The sequence below is a fragment of the Ornithinibacillus halotolerans genome (assembly GCF_014637405.1).
Lineage (GTDB): Bacteria > Bacillota > Bacilli > Bacillales > Amphibacillaceae > Ornithinibacillus > Ornithinibacillus halotolerans.
The window spans coordinates 1-20,109 of sequence record NZ_BMEY01000024.1 but is presented as its reverse complement, the minus strand read 5'-3'; the positions used below and the strand labels follow the sequence as shown (position 1 = coordinate 20,109).

The following is a 20,109-nucleotide window of genomic DNA, read 5'->3' as shown; positions in this document are numbered from 1 at the left end:
ATTATACCTTTTATAATTACTGTTTTTCCACTATAACTTGATCTTCATGCACGGAAACAAGTACTTTATTTACCTGTTCTTCTTCCAGTAGTAAATCAGTTAATGGATCTTCAATTTTATCTTGGATGACACGGCGTAATGGACGGGCACCAAATTTAGGATCGTATCCAAGCTTAACAAGTGTTCTTTTCGCCTCTTCTGTAACAGTGATTACGATATTATTTTCTTCCACCGTATTTGTAACTTCATCTAACATAAGGTCAATGATACTCATAAGATGCTCTTCCGTTAATTCATTAAAGTTAATAATAGCATCAAATCGGTTCAAGAACTCTGGCTTAAAGTAGGCACTAAGATTTTCTAATACAGATACAGATTCATGTTTGTCTTTGTTGAATCCAACTGTAATTTGTTTGGATCCAGTACCAGCATTACTTGTCATAATAATAACAGTATCCTTAAAGCTTACTTTTCTACCTTGTGAATCTGTTAAATGTCCATCTTCCATAATTTGAAGGAATATATTTTGCACATCTGGATGTGCTTTCTCAATTTCATCTAGTAGGATAATGGAATAAGGGTTTCTACGAACTCGTTCAGTTAATTGACCTGCCTCATCATGACCAATATATCCAGGAGGTGCTCCAATTAACTTAGACACAGAATGTTTCTCCATGTACTCACTCATATCTAAACGAATCATTGCATCACGGGTTCCAAATAATTCTTCCGCAAGGGCTTTCGTTAGTTCTGTTTTACCAACACCTGTTGGACCTACAAATAAGAAGGAACCGATTGGACGATATTTGGATTTTAAACCGGCACGGCTACGACGGATTGCTTTAGCAACTTTGTCTACTGCCTCATCCTGGCCAATTACTTTTTTACGTATATTTACTCCAAGATTCTTCATCTTTTCTTGTTCGTCAGATTGTAATTTGGTTACTGGTATACCTGTTTTCTCTTCAACAATAAGTTGAATATCAGATATATCCACATCAATTACTTGTTCTTCACCTTTTGCTTTTTCTAATTGTTTTTGTAGTTGAATTTCTTGATAACGTAAATTTGCTGCACGTTCATAATCTTCTTCCTCTGCAGCTGCTTCTTTTTCCTTCACAATTTCATCAATACGTTGTTGAATCCCATTAGAATCATGCTGTGAGTTAGCAAGATTTAGCCTTGAACCGACTTCATCCATTAAATCAATTGCTTTATCCGGTAAGAAGCGATCTTGAATGTAACGGTCTGATAAATTTACAAATGCACGGATTGCTTCATCAGAGTAACGAACTTCATGAAACTGTTCATATTTATCTTTAATGCCATTCAGGATTAAAATTGCTTCCTCGATAGTTGGCTCTTTAACGATAATTGGTTGGAAACGTCGTTCAAGCGCTGCATCCTTTTCAATTTGACGGTATTCTTTTAGTGTAGTAGCACCAATAATTTGCAATTCACCACGTGCAAGTGCTGGTTTTAGGATGTTACCTGCATCCATTTGTGATCCTTCAGCAGTACCTGCACCAACTAATAAATGAACTTCGTCTATGAAAAGAATTATATCTGGACGTTGTTGTAATTCTTTAATCAATTGCTTCATTCGTTCTTCAAACTGGCCACGTACACCTGTATTTGCTACTAATGAGGCTACATCAAGAATGTAAACTTCTTTATTGATTAATTTAGTAGGAACTTGACCTTCAACGATTTTTAAAGCTAGTCCTTCTGCAATAGCTGTTTTACCAACACCTGGTTCACCTATTAGGACAGGATTATTTTTTGACCTTCTATTTAATGTTTCAATAACACGCTTCACTTCATTGTCACGACCAATTACCGGATCAATGTCACCATTACGAGCGGCATCTGTTAAATTGTTACCTAATTTATCTAATAAACCTTTACGTTTTGATCGCTTTTGTTTCGTTTTCGTTGTTGTATTGGCATTCATTTGACCATTATTTTGGAAAAAGTTTGATGATGCATTTTCTTCATTAAAGAATGGATTATTAGAGAACATTCCATTAGCATTCATCATTTCCTCTTGGATTTCACGGAAACATGAATTGCAAAGGTGCATCTGCATCTTTTGACTATTCATTTGCATTGCCATATTTATATTCGCTTCGTTAACACCACATTTTTGACATTTCATATATCCATTCCTCCTAATTAGTTTTATTGCTATATAAAATCAAATTTGACTTTGACTATCTTTGACCTTGTAACCTTATTATACTCTGACCTTTTTTGACTTTCAAGTGTTTTGTTTAATTTTTTTTGAGGTTGAGGTTCTTAATGGTGTAGTGGTGGTGGTTCTAATATTCATTTAATACCTAGTGTACGTGCGAAATGAGGTTTGAAAAGTGCCCATTTTACATTTTGACTATTGTTTGTTTCAAAATGATGTATGCCGCACTGTCATACGTCATTTTGACGACTGTCTTGCTACAATATGATGTAAGGCGCACTACCATACTTTATTTCATCCAAATTTCCCTCCCATATTGATAAATTGACGTATATAATTCAATTTAAAACCTAAAAAACCTACAAGGGGACAGTCCCCCTCATAGGTTAGAAACCAAGTGGTAGTTGTAGTTTGTCTTTTAATACAAGGTCATCAAGGCTTTTAAACGTATACCCTTCTTTTTTCAAGTCTTGAATAATTTTTTCTAACGCTTTGGCGTTATCCTCAGATACAGCGTGTAATAAAATAATCGCACCAGGATGAATTTGCTTCATCACTTGCTCATGTGCATATTGCCAACCCTTTTGTGCTTTTGTATTCCAATCAATAATTGCCAAAGACCAAAACACGTGAATATAGCCTAATTCATTAGCCCATTCTAAGGTTTGTTGATTAAACGTTCCTTTTGGTGGTCTCACATATTTAATGTCTTTTTGATTCGATACTTTTGCAACTGCTCTTTCTAACGTTTCCAGTTCTCGTTTCATTACTGCTTGATTAACTGTCGTAAAATCAGGATGATGGTATGAGTGATTACCAATAATATGTCCTTCATCAACCATTCTATTTATTAGTTCTGGCGCTGAGTTAACATAATGTCCTGTTACAAAGAATGTTGCAGGGACTTTTTCTTTCTTTAATACGTCTAATATTTCACTTGTAAATCCTTGTTCATATCCATTATCAAAAGTTAAGTAAACTGTCTTCTCACCAGAATGATCAATATAATAAGCACCATTTTCTTTTAATATCTCGCTATACTTACCGACATCTGGTGCTTCATGATTCACATTCTTTTTATATCCCCATCCATATGCTCCAGCCTCAGTCGATAAATTAAAAAAGGCAAGAAAAAATATGGAGGTTGTTATCACTATAAACGTGATTTTTTTCATATAACCCCACCTATTTTTTTCTTACCTTTTGCTTATTTCACGTTTTTTATTCAATCATGGTTATGGATAGATTTATAAGAATAAAGATGCTGCCCAACCAAAAATAAATAACGGTATATTAAAGTGAATGAATGTTGGTACACAAGTATCCCAAATATGATTGTGTTTACCATCTGCATTTAAACCAGATGTCGGTCCAAGCGTACTATCAGATGCTGGTGAACCTGCATCACCTAAAGCACCCGCTGTTCCAATAAGTGCTGCTGTAGCTAACGGCGAAAAGCCTGCTGCTACACAAATTGGTACAAACAATGCCGCGATGATTGGAATTGTACCAAAGGATGAGCCGATTCCCATTGTAATAACTAGCCCAACTAATAGTAAAATAAATGCAATTACCGCTTTATTATCACCTAAAAATTCTGATGAAGAAGCTACCAATGCATCAACAGCACCAGTATCTTTTAGGATTGTACCGAATCCAGATGCCACTAACATAACAAAAGCTATTGTACTCATCATGCTAACACCATCAGCAATGATTTTATCGCTTTTAGAAAAAGGTACAACAAAGAAAATAACCATAAGAATAAGACCAGTCAATGCCCCTACTACTAACTCACCAGTAATAATTTGAGCAATTAAAGCACCAAGTATAGCAATTATCGTTAGTGTATGTTTCATATTAAAAGTTACATTGGTATCTGGTTGCTTAATAAAATCTGCTTTACCCTCTATGTCCTGTAATGGCTCCTTATCTTTACGATATGTTATAAAAATCGCAATTAGTAAACCAACTACCATTCCAAGTCCCGGTATAAGCATAGCCATCCAAATATCATTCTTAGCAATTTCAGCACCATTTTGTACCATTCCATCATAAATAATTCCATGGAATATAAGTCCAAATCCTGCTGGAATCATTACATACGGTGCTTTTAACCCGAATGTTAATGCTACTGCAACACCACGACGATCCATTCGCATTTGATCAAATAATTTTAATAGTGGTGGTATTAAAATTGGTATGAATGCAATATGTACTGGGACAACATTTTGTGATAACGAAGCCACACCAGCTATTGCCAGTAGAAGCATTGTTTTTTTACCAGTTAAAATACGAATTAAAAAGTTCACCAAAATTGTTGTAATACCTGTATAGCTAATGGCAACAGCAAAGGCACCTAAGAGAACGTAGCTTAAAGCAGTATTTGCTTGCCCCCCCATTCCATCAACTAGCATCTTGACGGATTCTACTAGATCCAATCCAGACATAAGACCCGCTGTTAATGCGGAAACAATAATTGCTACGATAACGTTTACCCGCAGCAAACTTAAAATTGTCATTAATAAAACTGAAACAACTACAACCCATTCCATTTTCTCTTCCCCCTGAAAAAATACTTTATTACTTTAATATGATAAAGCGTTAAAGCGATTTTTGCAATAGATATTTTTTAAAAAATAAATTTACCATAAAACTTATGCATAAAAGAGGTAAATAGAAGTCAATTTACCCAAAAAGCTCTCTCCCTAGCAAAAGGAAGAGAGCTTTTTATTACTTAATTTCGACAGAAAAAGAAACATGATCTTGGATCGGAATCCAGGCGCCAATCCCCTGTTTCGTTACATTTTTAATTACTAGGGATTTCTTCGTTCCTTTTAGTTGAATATATACTTCCCCAAATGTTACTTTCCCTTTTTCATTTACAGCTGGAGCATAGGAATGTAAGTAACCATATTTTTTAGGTGGAACATTATATGAATTCTCTTTTTTCGTTGCTGCACCGATAGTTGTTGAATAAGAGAGGGGCAGTTTTGTTTCCTGTTTTGCTTGCATTATTATCATTTGTTTCACATCATCTGGATTCGTAATTTTATTTGTCAATGCACCTTTCACTTCTTTTTGTGCTTGTTGATTATAACTTAACTTTTGGGCTTCATTACCACCGATATTATTTAGTTCATTCAAATTTATCTTCTGATACTCCCAATTAATATTCGTATCATCAGATTGATAATGTAATGGCCAACGACCTAAAAAGACCATCCCACGATATCCAAATCCAATAGGAGAGGGATCTATTGTTGATTCATTTAACATTTTAATTAGATTTGGATTACTAATAGAAACATCTGTACTTTCTAATAATTCCTTCGTTAACTCACTTGGTTCAATAACTTCCTCATCTTCTGTAGAATTTGGAAATGTATTTTCTTTTGATATGTCTACAACATGACTAGGGACATCAAATTTATTCTCTTTTTCCGCCTTCTTTTCATCAGCAGACATCATCATTGGAGCTTGAAGCACAAGTAGAAATGTAATTAATGCGATGATGAATTTATTCTTCATATGTCCATTCCTCTCTTTTTGCATTAGTTTTTTCGAGCAATAATGATTTTATACATATTTATCATCATACAGGGAAGCACAAGTATGATTTTATTTGAATTTTTCATGGTCAAACTACTCATATTTCATTTCAATGTAAATGGTGTTTTATTAGCATCCCCATTTTCCAAAAAACCAATGCATAAGATATAGATTAAACGTTTAGTAATTACATTCTTTACAAAAAAATGAGGCAGGGAACCTCCCCTACCTCATTTTTATTAATGTTGCATTTAATATGCCACCTACAATAACTATAAAAGCAGAAATATAAAACCAAATCATTAATGTAATGACAGCACCTAAACTTCCATAGGTTGCCGAATAATTACCAAGGTTAGATACGTAGTAGGAGAAGGCTAACGATGTTAACTGCCAACTAAATGTTGCAAATAACGCTCCCCAAAATGCTTCTCGAAAACGGACCCTAACGTTCGGTGCCAACTTATAAAGAAATAAAAATACAATAAAAAATACAATTGATGTTAATACCCAGCGTAACATCTCCCAAATGGTAATGAAATCATCGGATAATCCAAAGAAGGAGAATAAATAAACACCAATCATCTTTCCTAATACAGGTAGTAGAATAGCAAGCACAACTACTCCGACCATTGCTATCGTTAGAACAATTGCAATTAATCGAGATACAAGAAAAAAACGATCTTCTTCTACTTCATACGCATTATTTAACACGCGCATGATTGCGTTAATCCCATTAGATGCAGCCCACAATGTACCAATAATACCAATGGATAATAATTGTCCATTCTGTTGGGAAACAAGTTGTTCAATGTTCTCTTCAATCATTTTCATTGAATCTGCAGGAGCAACAGAAGAAAGAATGGTAATTAATATTTGTGAATCAACTGGTAAATAACCTACTAGTGTAATGAGCACTACAAGTAAAGGAAATAGGGATAGTAGAAAAAAATAAGCTAATTGAGCGGATAAGCCAAATACTTCTTCTTCTAAAATTCGCCCAACTAGCTTTTTCAAAAAAGTGACAATAAGATTCAAACCTAAACCTCCTAATACCTTTAGCCTTCTATTCGTTTTGGTTTTGAGGTTATTCTTGCTAATGAATTTTCAACTTGTTGCAGTGCATTTGCTGCATTTTCAGTTTGATAAGTAAGACTTTCACTAAACTCTTCCATCGCTACTCTCGCATTATGAACGGAAAGCACAGGATTTTTAATAATTTCAGTGGACTTATTTTTTGCTACTGATAGCTTATGTTTCGTATAGTTTCTTGTCTCCCAATCAAATAATGCTGCAATACCACCGATTGCTGCTCCAATTGCGATACTAGACATTAATCTTCTTTTACCCATGAAAAACCTCTCCTTTTCTGTTATATGTTATGTTTTTCCCTTATATACGAAAGTAAATTCATACAACCTTCTGATACTAATTCATAAGTATAATCAAAATCACCCGTGTAATATGGATCTGGAACTTCTTTTTCCTTTGCATCATCTACAAAATCCATTAGTTTCTTCATGACAACATGTTGGTTATAATTAATTTTTTGTAAGTCTTTTATATTTTGGTCATCCATCGCAATAATATAATTAAAATTGTCCCAGTCTTGTTTTACTACTTGTCTTGCTGTCATTCCTTCATAAGAGATACGATACTTATCTAATAGTTCTCTAGTTCCTTTATGTGGTACATCACCAATATGCCAGTCTCCTGTTCCTCCCGAGTCCACGATAATTTTATCTACTAAATTTTCTTTAACTAATAAATTACGAAATACTGCTTCAGCCATTGGAGATCTACATATATTTCCTAAGCAAACAAATAACACTTTTATCATGTCACGCCACCTTTCACCTCTTATTATAAGCAATCTTACTAATAGAATTAAGTAATTAGCAAAATATTCACTCATAGGTAAAATATTACTGTAATTATTATTGAATCTTCTAAATATTATGTTTATAATAGGACAAAAAGGAGGGAGATTTATGCAAGAGATTATTGATAAGATTAGTAGTTTTGTCTGGGGACCACCAACATTAATTTTAATTGTTGGTACAGGAATTTACTTAACACTAAGACTTGGATTTCTGCAATTCCGTTCACTTCCTTACGCATTAAGACTCGCATTTAGTCCAAAAAGACAGGACAGTAAATCAAAAGGGGACATCAGTCATTACCAGGCTTTAACAACAGCCATGGCCGCCACCATTGGTACAGGGAATATTGTTGGGGTAGCAACAGCTGTTGTACTTGGTGGACCGGGTGCTGTTTTCTGGATGTGGATTACTGCATTATTTGGGATGGCAACAAAGTATGCTGAAGCTATTCTTGCAGTAAAATATCGCGTAGAAAACAGCAAAGGTGAGATGTCTGGTGGACCGATGTATTACTTAGAAAAAGGATTAAATGCAAAATGGCTTGGTATTACTTTTGCCATTTTTGGAGCAGTTGCGGCATTCGGTATTGGAAATATGGTACAGTCCAACTCCGTTTCAGATGCTTTACATAGCTCCTTTAGTATCCCTACATGGGTAACAGGATTAACCTTAACAGTATTAGCTGGATTAGTTATTCTCGGTGGTATTAAATGGATTGGGAAAGTAACTGCTTTCTTCGTTCCGATAATGGCTTTATTTTATGTTTTAGGTGGACTTATCATTATTGTGATGAATATGGATATTGTACCAGCAGCAATTAGCTTGATTTTAACAGATGCATTTACTGGAAGTGCTGTTGCTGGTGGATTACTTGGTACGGCTATTCGTTATGGGGTTGCTCGTGGGGTATTCTCTAACGAGGCTGGACTTGGTTCTGCTCCGATTGCTGCCGCAGCGGCTAAGACAGACTATCCAGGTCGTCAAGCTCTCGTTTCCATGACTCAAGTATTCATCGATACAATTATTGTCTGTTCCATCACTGGAATTACAATAGTAATGGCAGATTTAGCTAGCAGCAGTGGTCTAGACGGTGGACCTTTAACACAAGCTTCCTTTGCTCATTTCCTTGGTGACTGGGGATCCCATATCGTTACCTTTGGAATTGTATTCTTTGCCTTCTCAACTCTTGTTGGATGGTCATATTATGGTGAAAAATGTTTCGCTTACTTATTTAATGATAAAGTTGTACCAATTTACCGGGCATTATTTGTTCTTGCCATATTTATCGGTGCGGTTCAAACTCTAAGCCTTGTATGGGGTATTTCTGACGTAATGAACGCACTAATGGCTATCCCTAACTTAATTGGGCTTCTCGGACTATCGGGAGTAGTAGTTTATGAAACGAAGAAATTCCTGGAAGTAGCCAAACAAGAAAAAGAGCAAGAAAGGCTTGCCAAACGAGCCTCCTAATTAAACAACTATAAAAGGACAATTCGCCTTTTTTAAGGGAATTGTCCTTTTCTTAATCTTCAAGTAAGTATCCTGCTTTTCTAAGCGCCTCACAAGCCTCGTCCAACTCGCTTTCATCATCCGCTTCAATGGTATGTAAATGAACGCCTTCTGTCAAATTCGAAAGTAAAGAAGCACCAGTTTTAGAAAGCTCATTCATAAATGTCTCTACTTCTCGTCTATTTTTAAGCATTAATGATCCAGTGATGTCTCCATATATAGGATGTTCAACCATAACATTAATGATCCTAACACCATGGTCAACTAAAATGTTTAGTTCATCTTTTGTCTGTTCTTTAGTATGCTTTACAACAATTACTCTCGTATGGTACTGATTTTCATTTTTATTATTTACATAGACATAGCCTCTTGCAGTAGCAATAATAGGCTCGCCTGTGGCTTTTAGCAAGGAAATATCTTGTACAATTACTTGTCGACTAACGTTTGTCCGTTCCGAAAGTTCTTTTCCAGTAATTGGTTCAACTTCTTCTTTTAGCCACTTTAGAATTAACTTCCTTCTTTTTTCGCCTAGAATCTTTTTCGTTTCCCCTTTCAACATGATTCCCTCCGCTCCGTTTAAGTTCTATCAAACTACATATATTATATACTAATGTGTTCACAACTTACATAATCAAGCTGTTAACTTATTTATTATCCAAAAAATTAATAGTTGATTTTTTTATTATTTTGTGTGAGTATATATGTGTAAAGACACATGTAAAGTAAACCGGAATACTATCAATCTATTAAGGAGATAAATGTCATGAAAAAGTTTTGGGGTACTGTAATAATCCTTACTATTTTATTAGCTTATATCGTCCCATACACAGTATTATCAGATGTTCAAGCTTGGTATGGTAGCTTTTTATATTGGGGAATAACAGGAATCATTATTATTATTGCAAATATTATACTTACTAAGGACTGGAGTGAATAATTTGAGCACAAGTTATATCATCTGGGGAATCATTATATATACACTCGTTGCATCTTTCATTGCCATCCTGTCCAGAAAAGGTAACTTGCCTGGCATGTCAGGCTACTTTATTGGAAATAGAAAAATGAATGGTGTCTTATCTGCATTAAGTTACAGCGCAACAACATTTAGTGCCTTTATGATGGTTGGTCTAGCAGGACTTACATATAAAGGCGGTATTGGTGCACTAGGATTTGAGATTGTTTACTTTACTGGGGTTTCACTTATCTTGATTTTTGGACCGCGATTTTGGTTAGCCGGTAAGAAAAATGGATATGTAACTCCATCTGAAATGCTCGGAGACCGATATCAAAGTAAAACCGCAGCAATCGTCATCACAATAATGAGCTGTTTATTTTTAATACCGTACAGTGCAGTTCAATTAGCTGGTATTGGTTATCTACTTCAAGGTATGACAGATAATGCCATCCCTTATTCAACAGGGGTATTAATTGCAATTGCATTAGCATTGTTCTTCTCCTATGCGGCAGGGATTAGATCCGTCGTGTGGACAGACTCATTACAGGCAATTTTTATGATTATTACTTCTACAGCAGTGGTTCTATTTATTGTTCATTCTCTTGGTGGCTTTGGGCAATTTTTCAATAATTTAGAAACGAATCATGCAGAGATACTAACAGTTCCCGGGAATGGATTTTTTAGTATTTTTACGTTTATAAGTATGACCATTCCGTGGTTCTTCTTTAGTATATCGAATCCACAAGTTAGTCAACGATTGTTTATGCCAAATTCATTTAAAGGCCTGCGTCAAATGTTATTAGGATTTTTAGTGTTTGGACTTATTTATACGTTTGTATCAGTGATGTGGGGATTATCTGCTGTTCAGCTATTTCCAAATTTAGAAAATGCAGACTTAGCTTCACCAAACCTGCTTTCTTCAGACCTCGTGCCACCGGTGTTAGGAGTTATCGTTATGGTTGGTATTTTAGCAGCAGCAGTCTCTACAATTGACTCGATTATGTTAACTTTATCTTCTATGTTTGCACGAGATGTTTATGGAAATATTAGTAAAAAGGCTAGTGATAAACAGCAGTTAAAAGTTGGGAAAATTGTTATTCCTGTAATTGCCATTCTTGCTTATGCTTTTGCTGAACTAGAGCTAAACTTAATTGCGGTACTATCCGTTGCTGCATCCTCAGGTTTAATAGTCGCTGTTCCTGCTATATTTGGAACGTTTTTCTGGAAACGTGGTACAGCTTTAGGCGTAATCGTGAGTGTAACAGTTTCTGCACTAATTGTACTAATCCTTGAAGCTACAGGGTTTAAACCAGGTGGATTAGGTTCTGGAGTTTGGGGGCTACTCATTTCAACTATCTTATTCGTTGGCGTAAGCTTGGCAACGAAGCCACCTGTTGAGAAAGCAAATGAGTTTTTTAACTTAATGAAGGATCATCGAAGTGGGAAAAAAACGATATGATAGTAGCTTAAAAAGAGGGAGTTCAAAGTTAAGGAGAAAACTTTGAACTCCCTTGCTTAATAAAAACTTAATCCGCCAAAGCCCTTATACATGCTTCATCATTATTTTTTGCTGCATTCACATAGCTCGAAACATTATAAGCAGAAAGTGGGTCCATTTGAACATTTAATAAAAATTCATGTGCCTCTATAGGTTCCATTCGTTCTGGCGCAATCCATGTATTTTCATGCTCTTTCGGTAAAATTATTGGTTCTCTATGATGAATATCTTGCATGAAATCATTCGCATCGCGAGTTAAAATCGTACAAGTGAATAAATCTCCCTCATCATGACGCCATTTATCCCATAATCCAGCAAACGCAAACAGTTTACGATTAGCTACATGTATTCGTTTTGGTTGTTTCGTACCATCTTCATTCTTTTTCCACTCATAAAAACTATCCGCAACAATAAGACATCTTTTTCTAGACAGAAGATTTTTGAAGCTTGGTTTTTCATGTGCAGACTCACTTCTAGCATTGATCATTTTATAACCGATTTTCTCGTCTCTGGCCCAAGATGGTACAAGACCCCAACGTAAATATCCAGCACGTTTCTCTTTCCCATCATGGATAATGGCAAGGACATTTTGACCAGGAGCTACATTATAGCTTTTATGAAAGTCTTGAATGTCACGTTCGATTCCGAATTCATCAAGTATCTCAAGTTCATCTGCAAGCATCGTATATCTACCACACATCGTTTCCTCTCCCCCAACGATACATTCATTTTTAGAAAATACTTAAATCCCATTGAGAAGCAATATGTTTTAACAACTTAATTCCTGCAATACTATTTCCTCTTTCTTCTAATGCTGGTCCAAACACACCAATTCCACATCCCTCAATAAAGGGAAACTGTGTGTTTCTGACCCTTGGTGGAGCAAGTGCCAAAATACCACCTGATACCCCACTTTTAGCAGGAATACCAACATAAGTAGCAAATTTCCCTGAAGCATCATACATCCCACAAGTGAGCATTAGCGCCTTAGTAATTCGTGCAACTTGGCGAGGGATAATCTCTTCCTCATTATTAGGATCTTCACCATCATTTGCAAGAATTAAACCTATCTTAGCTAAATCATCTACCGTAATTTCAATTGAACATTGTCTAAAATAGGTGTCTAATGTTAATTCGAGGTCCGATTCCAAGAATCCTGTTTCAAGTAAATAATAACCAATTGCCCTATTTCTAGCAGAAGTTTCAAATTCTGAGCGAAATACTTGTTCATTTATGACTGGACGGTAACCTATTATCTTTTCCAATAGTTCTAAAATAGGCGCCAATTTTTCTTCTGGAGTATTACCATTAAGCATAGACGTCACCGTAAGTGCACCTGCATTTACAAATGGATTAAAAGGTTTATTTAAACTTTTCATTTCTAGATGCATAATGGAATTAAATGCTTCCCCAGTTGGTTCCACATCTACACGATCAAGTACATAGCCTACACCCTTTTCCACACAGGCTATAATAAAGCTTAATACTTTTGAAATGCTTTGTATCGTAAACGCTTGATCAACATCTCCGGAACGAACAGCTGTCCCATTTTTTCCAAGAATGGATATACCAAGATGGTTTGGGTCTGCTTTAGCCAACTCTGGAATATAAGAGGCGACATTTCCTTCTACTGTTACTTTTCGATAAAATGCAACCCAATCATCAACATATTCTTGCAGCCACTCTCTATCAACTTGTGTATTCCAATTAACGGTACCCTGAACCAACTTGATCACCTCTCTGAAATGGTCATTACTAACTAACAATAGTATGTATCGATATTGGAAATGGAATGCTCTTTAAATAACTAATTTTCCCTGTTAGCTAGAGTTAACAATTTCTGTTAAAAAACAGTGAGGATTAGTTTCTCTACCCACTGTTTGTATATGACAATGTTGTTTTATTGTGTATTTGTAACTAGTTCCTTATCAATTTCATTTGTAGTAGCAATATGTGGCAGTGCACTTTGAACGATCTCTTGTAACTCTTTCGCTAATTCTGCACTTTTTAGCTCTTGATATTTACTTGGAAAAATTGGGTCATGTATTGTCATTGTTATCGTAGAACCTTTAACACGTCCATTTCCCGCTTCCAACATTTGATACGTCCCATTTAATGTTACTGGTACAATTGGAACATTCGCTTTAGTAGCAAGGCGAAGACTACCAGGCTTAAACTCACTCAATTCTGTTCCTTTTCCTCTTGTCCCCTCAGGGAAAATTACTAATGATGAACCCTGTTTTAAATTTTCTATTCCTTGATTAATTGCTTTCATTGATTGTCTACGATCGGAACGGTCTATAAATACACAATTTAATAACCCCATCCACGTACGAATGATTGGGAGTTTTTTTATTTCTTGTTTAGCAATGAAACCAACTGGTTTACCTAAATGCCCTAGAAAAGCTAGAATATCAAACAATCCTTGATGATTTGCAACATATAGTACAGCCCCATCAGGAATTTTCTCTCTTCCTGTAACATGTACTTCTGTACCTGTTGCCTTAATAACCTTCATTGACACATTTTGAGGTGTAGCAAATATACTCTCTCTTGTCTCTTCAGTACTTGGCTTTTCATACAACCGTTTAGCTCTTTGTAATGTAAATAAACTTCCAATTACTAAAATAACAGCATAAGCATAAATTCGAATTGAAAATAACATTATGTTTCCCCCTAATTCCTTCATTAATATTATACTGCTAAATGAAAGTTGTTCAATTAAAACTACTTATATATTTAGAATACAAATTTTATAATATTTTCCATAAATATTACATTCGACAAAAATTGTAAAGCAAATGAAACTTGAGTTTCCATGAAAAGTGTCTTATTTTTATATAGTACAGTTTTTTTAGCTAGAGAATAGTAAGATGCTAAGGATATTCATACTAATAAAGCTAACTAATTTGTAAATACTAACCAATATATTGTCTCTTAGACACCCATAAATATTGAACAAGACTAGAACCATATATTGTAACTATTTGTCACCACTGGAGGAACTAACTATGTTTTCAAATGCAGAAATAGGAATTGATTTAGGAACTGCAAATATACTTATATATTCAAAAAATAAAGGAATTATTTTAAATGAGCCATCTGTTGTTGCTATTGACATTAATACAAAACAAGTTGTAGCTGTTGGACAAGAAGCGAAAGAGATGATTGGTAAAACACCACGAAATATTGTACCAATACGTCCATTACGTGATGGTGTAATTGCGGATTATGATATTACAGCGCAAATGTTAAAAGCATTCTTAAAAAAGGTTGCCAAACAACTTGGTATGTCCATGCGTAAACCAAATGTCGTTGTTTGTACACCAACTGGAAGCACAACAGTTGAAAGAAGAGCAATTCACAATGCTGTAACTAGCTACGGAGCGAAAAATGTTCATCTTATTGAAGAACCAGTTGCCGCTGCAATTGGTGCTGATCTACCCGTTGATGAGCCAATCGCCAATGTAATTGTTGATATTGGTGGAGGTACCGCTGAAATTGGTATCATCTCCCTTGGTGGAGTTGTATCTTCTAGCTCTGTACGAGTTGGTGGAGACAAATTTGACGATGAAATCATTCAATTTATCCGTAAAAAATATAACGTATTAATTGGTGAGCGTACTGCTGAAAATGTAAAAATAGAAATTGGCTATGCACATGAAAACCATGAAGAAGAATTCATGGATGTACGAGGCCGTGATATGGTAACTGGTCTACCGAAGACGGTTTCCATTTCTTCAAAAGAGGTTTATAAAGCAATTAGGGAATCTCTTGAACAGATTTTACAAGCTATTCGTGTAACACTTGAAAACTGTCCACCAGAATTGAGTGGAGATATTGTTGACCATGGAATTGTTATTACTGGTGGTGGATCGCTACTAAAAGGGATGCAAGAGTGGTTAGCAGAAGAATTACAAGTACCAGTTCATATTGCACCAAATCCATTAGAGTCTGTAGCTATTGGTACTGGAAAAGCTATCAAAATGATTTCAAAGCTTGAAAAAGCAGCAAAATAGTGAGAACGAGGGTATAAGCCCTCGTTTTTTTGTTGATTGAGTGGAGGGGCTTTTATCATTTGGGGTTTAGTTTTATCTTGAAATGATGTTTGGCGGGGGTTCATTCTTCATTTTGAACCTAGTTTCCATTAGAAATAATAAATGAGACGCTGCTCTAACCAGAATTTACTAAAATCTACATTTGATAGACCAACTCCCTATTTACAAATTTCACCCTATCCACTAAACTATTAATAAGAGTTATGTTAAAGCGCTTACAAGTGATAATTCACATAACCTTCCTTACAATTTTTAAATATTCCATCTTACTGCCTAGCTTGTTCACAGTTCAAATCCTGTTCTGTATCAACAAGCCAAAAGCCAGTTCATAATGACTCAGCACTACTGCTGTGTTCATTTGAACTGGCTTTTTTTATTTAGAAATTTTATATAGAAAGGAGTGTAGTTGTGTCAGGAGCATTAGCGAACATAAGAGTTCTTGATCTGACCAGAGTACTTGCTGGTCCATATTGCACAATGATTCTCGGAGACCTCGGTGCAGAGGTAATTAAAGTGGAAGCACCTGGGGGTAGTGATGATACAAGGAAATGGGGCCCACCTTTTCAAAATGAAGTTAGCGCTTATTATCTTTGTGCTAACCGAAATAAAAAGAGTATCACCATTGATCTGAAGTCTGAGGATGGTATTGATACGATAAAAAATCTAGTCAAGGAATCGGATGTCATTATCCATAATTTCAAAACTGGGACAATGGAGCGTTTTGGAATTAACTATGAGGAGCTAGAAAAGATTAATCCTGGTATTGTTTATTGTTCTATTACCGGCTTTGGAGAAACTGGTCCATATAAAGATTTACCTGGTTATGATTTCATTATCCAAGGAATGAGTGGGCTAATGAGCATTACTGGAGATGAAAAATCTGGTCCCCAGAAACTAGGGGTAGCTATTACTGATATTTTGACTGGGTTATATGCAGCAATTGGTATTCAAGCTGCTCTGTTAGAAAGGCAGAATTCAGGCCGAGGACAAAAATTAGATTTATCTTTATATGATGCTGCTGTTAGCTCTCTAATTAATATTGGCAGTAATTATTTAATGTCAGGAAAAATCCCAGAACGATTAGGAAATCATCATGCCAATATCGTGCCGTACCAAACGTTCCAAACGATGGACGGTGAAATGGTTATTGCCGTTGGAAACGATAAGCAATTTCGTGCTCTTTGTAAAATAATTGGAAAAGAAGAGTTTAGTGAAGATTCTCGTTTCCAATCAAATCCTGCTCGCGTGGAACATAGGAATATTCTTGTTCCATTAATTCAAGAAGTACTACTGACAAAACCGACAAGTTATTGGTTAGACAAGTGTCATGAAAATAATATTCCTTGTGGGCCTATTCAAAATATCCAACAAGTTACCGAGGACCCCCAATTACATGCAAGAGATATGTTCCTTGAGATGGACCATCCAACAGCAGGTCTAATTAAAATGATTGGAAGTCCATTAAAACTATCACGAACACCAGTCACTTTAAGACACCACCCTCCGATTGCAGGAGAACATAATGAAGATATTTTACAATCAAAAATGAAATAATAGGAGAGATGAAAAAATGGATTTTAATTTTACGGAAGAACAAAATATGTTACGTGAAACAGTTAGAAGTTTTGTAGATAAGGAGATTATGCCTTACATTGCAGAGTGGGATCGAGAAGGTCAATTTGATCAAAATTTATATAAAAGGCTTGCTGACCTTGGATTAATGGGAGTTTGTATTCCTGAAGAGTATGGTGGAAGTGGCATGGATTACAATGCTTTAGCCATCGTATGTGAAGAACTTGAAAGAGGAGATACAGCATTTCGTACAGCAGTATCTGTTCATACCGGTCTTAATTCTATGACTCTATTACAATGGGGAAATGAAGAGCAAAAGCAGAAATATTTAACACCACAAGCAAAAGGAGAAAAAATTGGCGCATTCGGTTTAACTGAACCTGGAGCTGGATCCGATGTCGCTGCTTTACGATCTACAGCGGTTAAAGATGGCGATTATTATATTTTAAATGGTTCGAAAACATGGATCTCTTTATGTGATGTAGCCGATCATTTCTTAGTTTTTGCTTATACCGATAAATCAAAAAAACACCACGGAATATCTGCATTTATTGTGGAAAGAACATGGGACGGATTTTCCTCTAAAGCAATAAAAGGTAAACATGGAATTCGTTCTGGTAATACTGGTGAACTTTTCTTTGATAATGTAAAGGTTCCTGCTGAGAACTTACTTGGTGAAGAAGGAGAAGGATTTAAGATTGCAATGTCAGCACTAGATAATGGTCGTTTCACCGTTGCCGCTGGTGCAGTAGGTCTAATTATGGCGTGTTTAGAAGCTAGTGTGAAATACTGCCATGAGCGCGAAACATTTGGAAAGCCAATTGGACGTCATCAATTAGTTCAACAAATGATTGCAAAAATGGAAGCAGGACTTGAGATGAGCCGCCTTCTCGTTTATCGTGCTGGTGAATTAAAAAATGAAGGGAAAAGAAATACTCGCGAAACTTCATTAGCGAAATGGCAAGCATGTGATTTTGCCAACCAAGCAGCGGATGATGCTATGCAAATCCACGGGGCATATGGCTATTCAGATGAATATCCAGTTGAGCGCTACCTACGTAATTCTAAAGCACCAGTTATTTATGAAGGAACTCGTGAAATTCATACCGTTATGCAGGCAGAGTATGTACTTGGTTACCGGAAAGATAAGCCTTTAAATAAGACACTTCCTGCTTGGAATCCAAATAAGGAACTTGTTTAATAATCGAGCACCGCACCTGCAAATTGATAGAATATTGTAGGTGCGCTATGCTTATTTATAGAATAGTAGTTTTAAATAAAGGGAGGATGGAATATGATCTCAACATTAACGAAAAGTATTTATATTAATGGCGAGTGGCTTGAAGTAGATGAGTCTAAAACACAAACCATATACAATCCAGCAACACTTGAGCCGATTACAGATGTCGCTTACGGTGGGAAAGAAGAAACTAGAGAAGCAATCAATGCTGCTTCCAACGCTTTTCCAGCTTGGAGTGAAATGACTGGAAGACAGCGTTCACGAATTCTTTATAAAGCCGCAGAATTAATGCGTAAAGATGCCAAGCGACTTGGCGAAATTTTAACGAAAGAACAAGGGAAACCACTACCAGAGGCTGTTGGTGAAGTAAAAGGGGCAGCTGGATTTTTATTGTGGTATGCAGAAGAAGCATCTCGTGGGTATGGCGAGTGGATTCCTTCTTCCGTGAAAACAAAGCGTATGTTAGTCGTACCTAAACCAATTGGAGTAGTTGGCGCAATTACACCTTGGAACTTCCCTTCTTCCATGATTACACGTAAATTAGGGCCAGCTCTAGCTGCGGGTTGTACAGTGGTGTTAAAGCCTTCACCTGAGACGCCTTTATCTGCAATTGAAATTGTAAAGATTTTTGAAGAAGCCGGTATGCCTCCAGGTGTTGTTAATTTAATTACTGGTGACGCACAAGCAATTGGTGAGGAAATGCTCACGAATAAAGATGTGAAGCTTATTACGTTTACTGGTTCAACTGCTGTCGGTAAATACTTAATGCGTGAAGCTGCCGACCAAGTAAAGAAAGTATCATTAGAGCTTGGTGGTCATGCTCCAATCATCGCATTTGAAGATGCTAACTTAGAAAAAACAGCCAGTCTGGCAATTGCAAGTAAATTCCGTAATAATGGTCAAACTTGTATTTGTGCCAACCGTTTATATGTACATGAATCAATTGCAGATGAATTAACTGCACTACTTAAAGAAAAATTAGAAGCGATGAAAATAGGTTCCGGACTTGAGGAAGGCGTTGAACTTGGACCACTTATTAGCGAAAAAGCAGTAGAAAAAGTAGAAGCTCATTTAGCTGATGCGCTTGAAAAAGGTGCGGAGGTTGTTGCTAGTGGAAATGAGTGGGATGGCGATTTAAAAGGTTACTTCTGCCCACCTACAATTGTAAAAAATGCAACAGATGATATGGTTGTTATGAATGAAGAAACATTTGGACCATTATTCCCTATTCAAACCTTTACAGATGAAGATGAAGTTATTAAGAAAGCCAATAATACTGATTACGGTTTAGCCGCTTATATCTTCACGGAGAATACTGCCCGCACATTACGTGTTGCAGAAAAGCTAGACTATGGAATGGTTGGGGTGAATGATGTTTTCCCTTCTGTACCAGAAGCACCATTTGGTGGTATTAAACAATCTGGTAGTGGTGGTAAGGAAGGTGGACATCATGGTATGGATGAGTTTTTGGAGAAGAAGTTAATTTCGATCGCGATTAATTAATATAATTTTGTTTATAAGGAGGCTGGGACAAAACTAGCCAGAAAGTAATAAAAAACTGGTTCCAAGCGATTGAAAATTGCTTGGAACCAGTTTTTTTGAAATCATTTCCATTTCCTAAACTAGATTTGCCGTTTTTGGCGGTATA

Annotated in this window: 18 protein-coding genes; 7 read left to right on the top strand and 11 right to left on the bottom strand. The window is 36.0% G+C overall.

From position 1 onward, the window contains the following. Window positions 1–16: 16 nt before the first annotated feature. The 7 genes from IEV35_RS17485 to IEV35_RS17455 form a co-directional block, all read right to left on the bottom strand. Window positions 17–2,158 (bottom strand): ATP-dependent Clp protease ATP-binding subunit, encoded by a 2,142-nt coding sequence (locus tag IEV35_RS17485; protein ID WP_188385944.1) that lies wholly within the window; start codon window positions 2,156–2,158, stop codon window positions 17–19. A gap of 422 nt (window positions 2,159–2,580) precedes the next feature. Then, on the bottom strand, window positions 2,581–3,369 hold the full coding sequence (gene pdaA / locus IEV35_RS17480) for a delta-lactam-biosynthetic de-N-acetylase (protein WP_188385943.1): 789 nt from the start codon (window positions 3,367–3,369) through the stop codon (window positions 2,581–2,583). A gap of 72 nt (window positions 3,370–3,441) precedes the next feature. Further along, window positions 3,442–4,749, bottom strand: coding sequence for a Na+/H+ antiporter family protein (locus IEV35_RS17475; protein ID WP_188385942.1), 1,308 nt, complete (start codon window positions 4,747–4,749; stop codon window positions 3,442–3,444). Between the two features lie 178 nt (window positions 4,750–4,927). Further along, entirely contained in the window at window positions 4,928–5,725 is a 798-nt protein-coding gene (locus tag IEV35_RS17470) for a YfkD famly protein (protein WP_188385941.1), read from the bottom strand. Between the two features lie 246 nt (window positions 5,726–5,971). Beyond that, window positions 5,972–6,784, bottom strand: a complete 813-nt coding sequence (locus IEV35_RS17465; RefSeq protein ID WP_188385940.1) for a YihY/virulence factor BrkB family protein — start codon at window positions 6,782–6,784, stop codon at window positions 5,972–5,974. 20 nt (window positions 6,785–6,804) lie between these two features. Then, window positions 6,805–7,098, bottom strand: a complete 294-nt coding sequence (locus IEV35_RS17460; protein WP_188385939.1) for a YtxH domain-containing protein — start codon at window positions 7,096–7,098, stop codon at window positions 6,805–6,807. 20 nt (window positions 7,099–7,118) lie between these two features. After that, window positions 7,119–7,586: a low molecular weight protein-tyrosine-phosphatase gene (locus tag IEV35_RS17455; protein WP_188385938.1), complete on the bottom strand. Its 468-nt coding sequence runs from the start codon at window positions 7,584–7,586 to the stop codon at window positions 7,119–7,121. A gap of 151 nt (window positions 7,587–7,737) precedes the next feature. On the opposite strand from IEV35_RS17455, the gene IEV35_RS17450 reads away from it, so the two are divergent. Continuing rightward, window positions 7,738–9,099: an alanine/glycine:cation symporter family protein gene (locus IEV35_RS17450; protein ID WP_188385937.1), complete on the top strand. Its 1,362-nt coding sequence runs from the start codon at window positions 7,738–7,740 to the stop codon at window positions 9,097–9,099. Between the two features lie 52 nt (window positions 9,100–9,151). Here IEV35_RS17450 and IEV35_RS17445 read toward each other — a convergent pair whose 3' ends face one another. Further along, on the bottom strand, window positions 9,152–9,697 hold the full coding sequence (locus IEV35_RS17445; protein ID WP_188385936.1) for a transcription repressor NadR: 546 nt from the start codon (window positions 9,695–9,697) through the stop codon (window positions 9,152–9,154). Between the two features lie 204 nt (window positions 9,698–9,901). Here IEV35_RS17445 and IEV35_RS17440 point away from each other — a divergent pair, with 204 nt between their 5' ends. Then, window positions 9,902–10,075 carry a hypothetical protein gene (locus IEV35_RS17440; RefSeq protein WP_188385935.1) on the top strand — a complete coding sequence of 58 codons (174 nt, stop codon included), beginning with the start codon at window positions 9,902–9,904 and terminating at the stop codon, window positions 10,073–10,075. A 1-nt stretch (window position 10,076) separates the two neighbouring features. Next, on the top strand, window positions 10,077–11,552 hold the full coding sequence (locus IEV35_RS17435) for a sodium:solute symporter family protein (RefSeq protein WP_188385934.1): 1,476 nt from the start codon (window positions 10,077–10,079) through the stop codon (window positions 11,550–11,552). 67 nt (window positions 11,553–11,619) lie between these two features. Here the strand turns inward: IEV35_RS17435 and IEV35_RS17430 are convergent, their stop codons facing one another. The 3 genes from IEV35_RS17430 to IEV35_RS17420 form a co-directional block, all read right to left on the bottom strand. Then, window positions 11,620–12,291, bottom strand: coding sequence for an SOS response-associated peptidase (locus IEV35_RS17430; RefSeq protein ID WP_188385933.1), 672 nt, complete (start codon window positions 12,289–12,291; stop codon window positions 11,620–11,622). A gap of 31 nt (window positions 12,292–12,322) precedes the next feature. Next, the gene (locus IEV35_RS17425; RefSeq protein WP_188385932.1) at window positions 12,323–13,318 is read right to left on the bottom strand and encodes a glutaminase; all 996 of its coding nucleotides are present in this window, start codon (window positions 13,316–13,318) and stop codon (window positions 12,323–12,325) included. 173 nt (window positions 13,319–13,491) lie between these two features. Continuing rightward, a complete protein-coding gene (locus tag IEV35_RS17420) occupies window positions 13,492–14,256 on the bottom strand; it encodes a lysophospholipid acyltransferase family protein (RefSeq protein ID WP_188385931.1) in 765 nt (254 codons plus the stop codon). A 346-nt stretch (window positions 14,257–14,602) separates the two neighbouring features. Between IEV35_RS17420 and mreBH the strand changes: the two genes are divergently transcribed. The 4 genes from mreBH to IEV35_RS17400 all read left to right on the top strand — a co-directional run bounded on the left by mreBH (window position 14,603) and on the right by IEV35_RS17400 (window position 19,964). Beyond that, window positions 14,603–15,610 (top strand): rod-share determining protein MreBH, encoded by a 1,008-nt coding sequence (gene mreBH, locus IEV35_RS17415; protein ID WP_188385930.1) that lies wholly within the window; start codon window positions 14,603–14,605, stop codon window positions 15,608–15,610. Window positions 15,611–16,057: 447 nt separating this feature from the next. Then, the gene (locus tag IEV35_RS17410; protein WP_188385929.1) at window positions 16,058–17,203 is read left to right on the top strand and encodes a CaiB/BaiF CoA transferase family protein; all 1,146 of its coding nucleotides are present in this window, start codon (window positions 16,058–16,060) and stop codon (window positions 17,201–17,203) included. Between the two features lie 16 nt (window positions 17,204–17,219). Continuing rightward, complete coding sequence (locus IEV35_RS17405) at window positions 17,220–18,422, top strand: acyl-CoA dehydrogenase family protein (protein ID WP_188385928.1); 1,203 nt, start codon at window positions 17,220–17,222, stop codon at window positions 18,420–18,422. Window positions 18,423–18,515: 93 nt separating this feature from the next. Beyond that, the gene (locus IEV35_RS17400) at window positions 18,516–19,964 is read left to right on the top strand and encodes an NAD-dependent succinate-semialdehyde dehydrogenase (protein WP_188385927.1); all 1,449 of its coding nucleotides are present in this window, start codon (window positions 18,516–18,518) and stop codon (window positions 19,962–19,964) included. The last annotated feature ends 145 nt before the right edge of the window (window positions 19,965–20,109 follow it).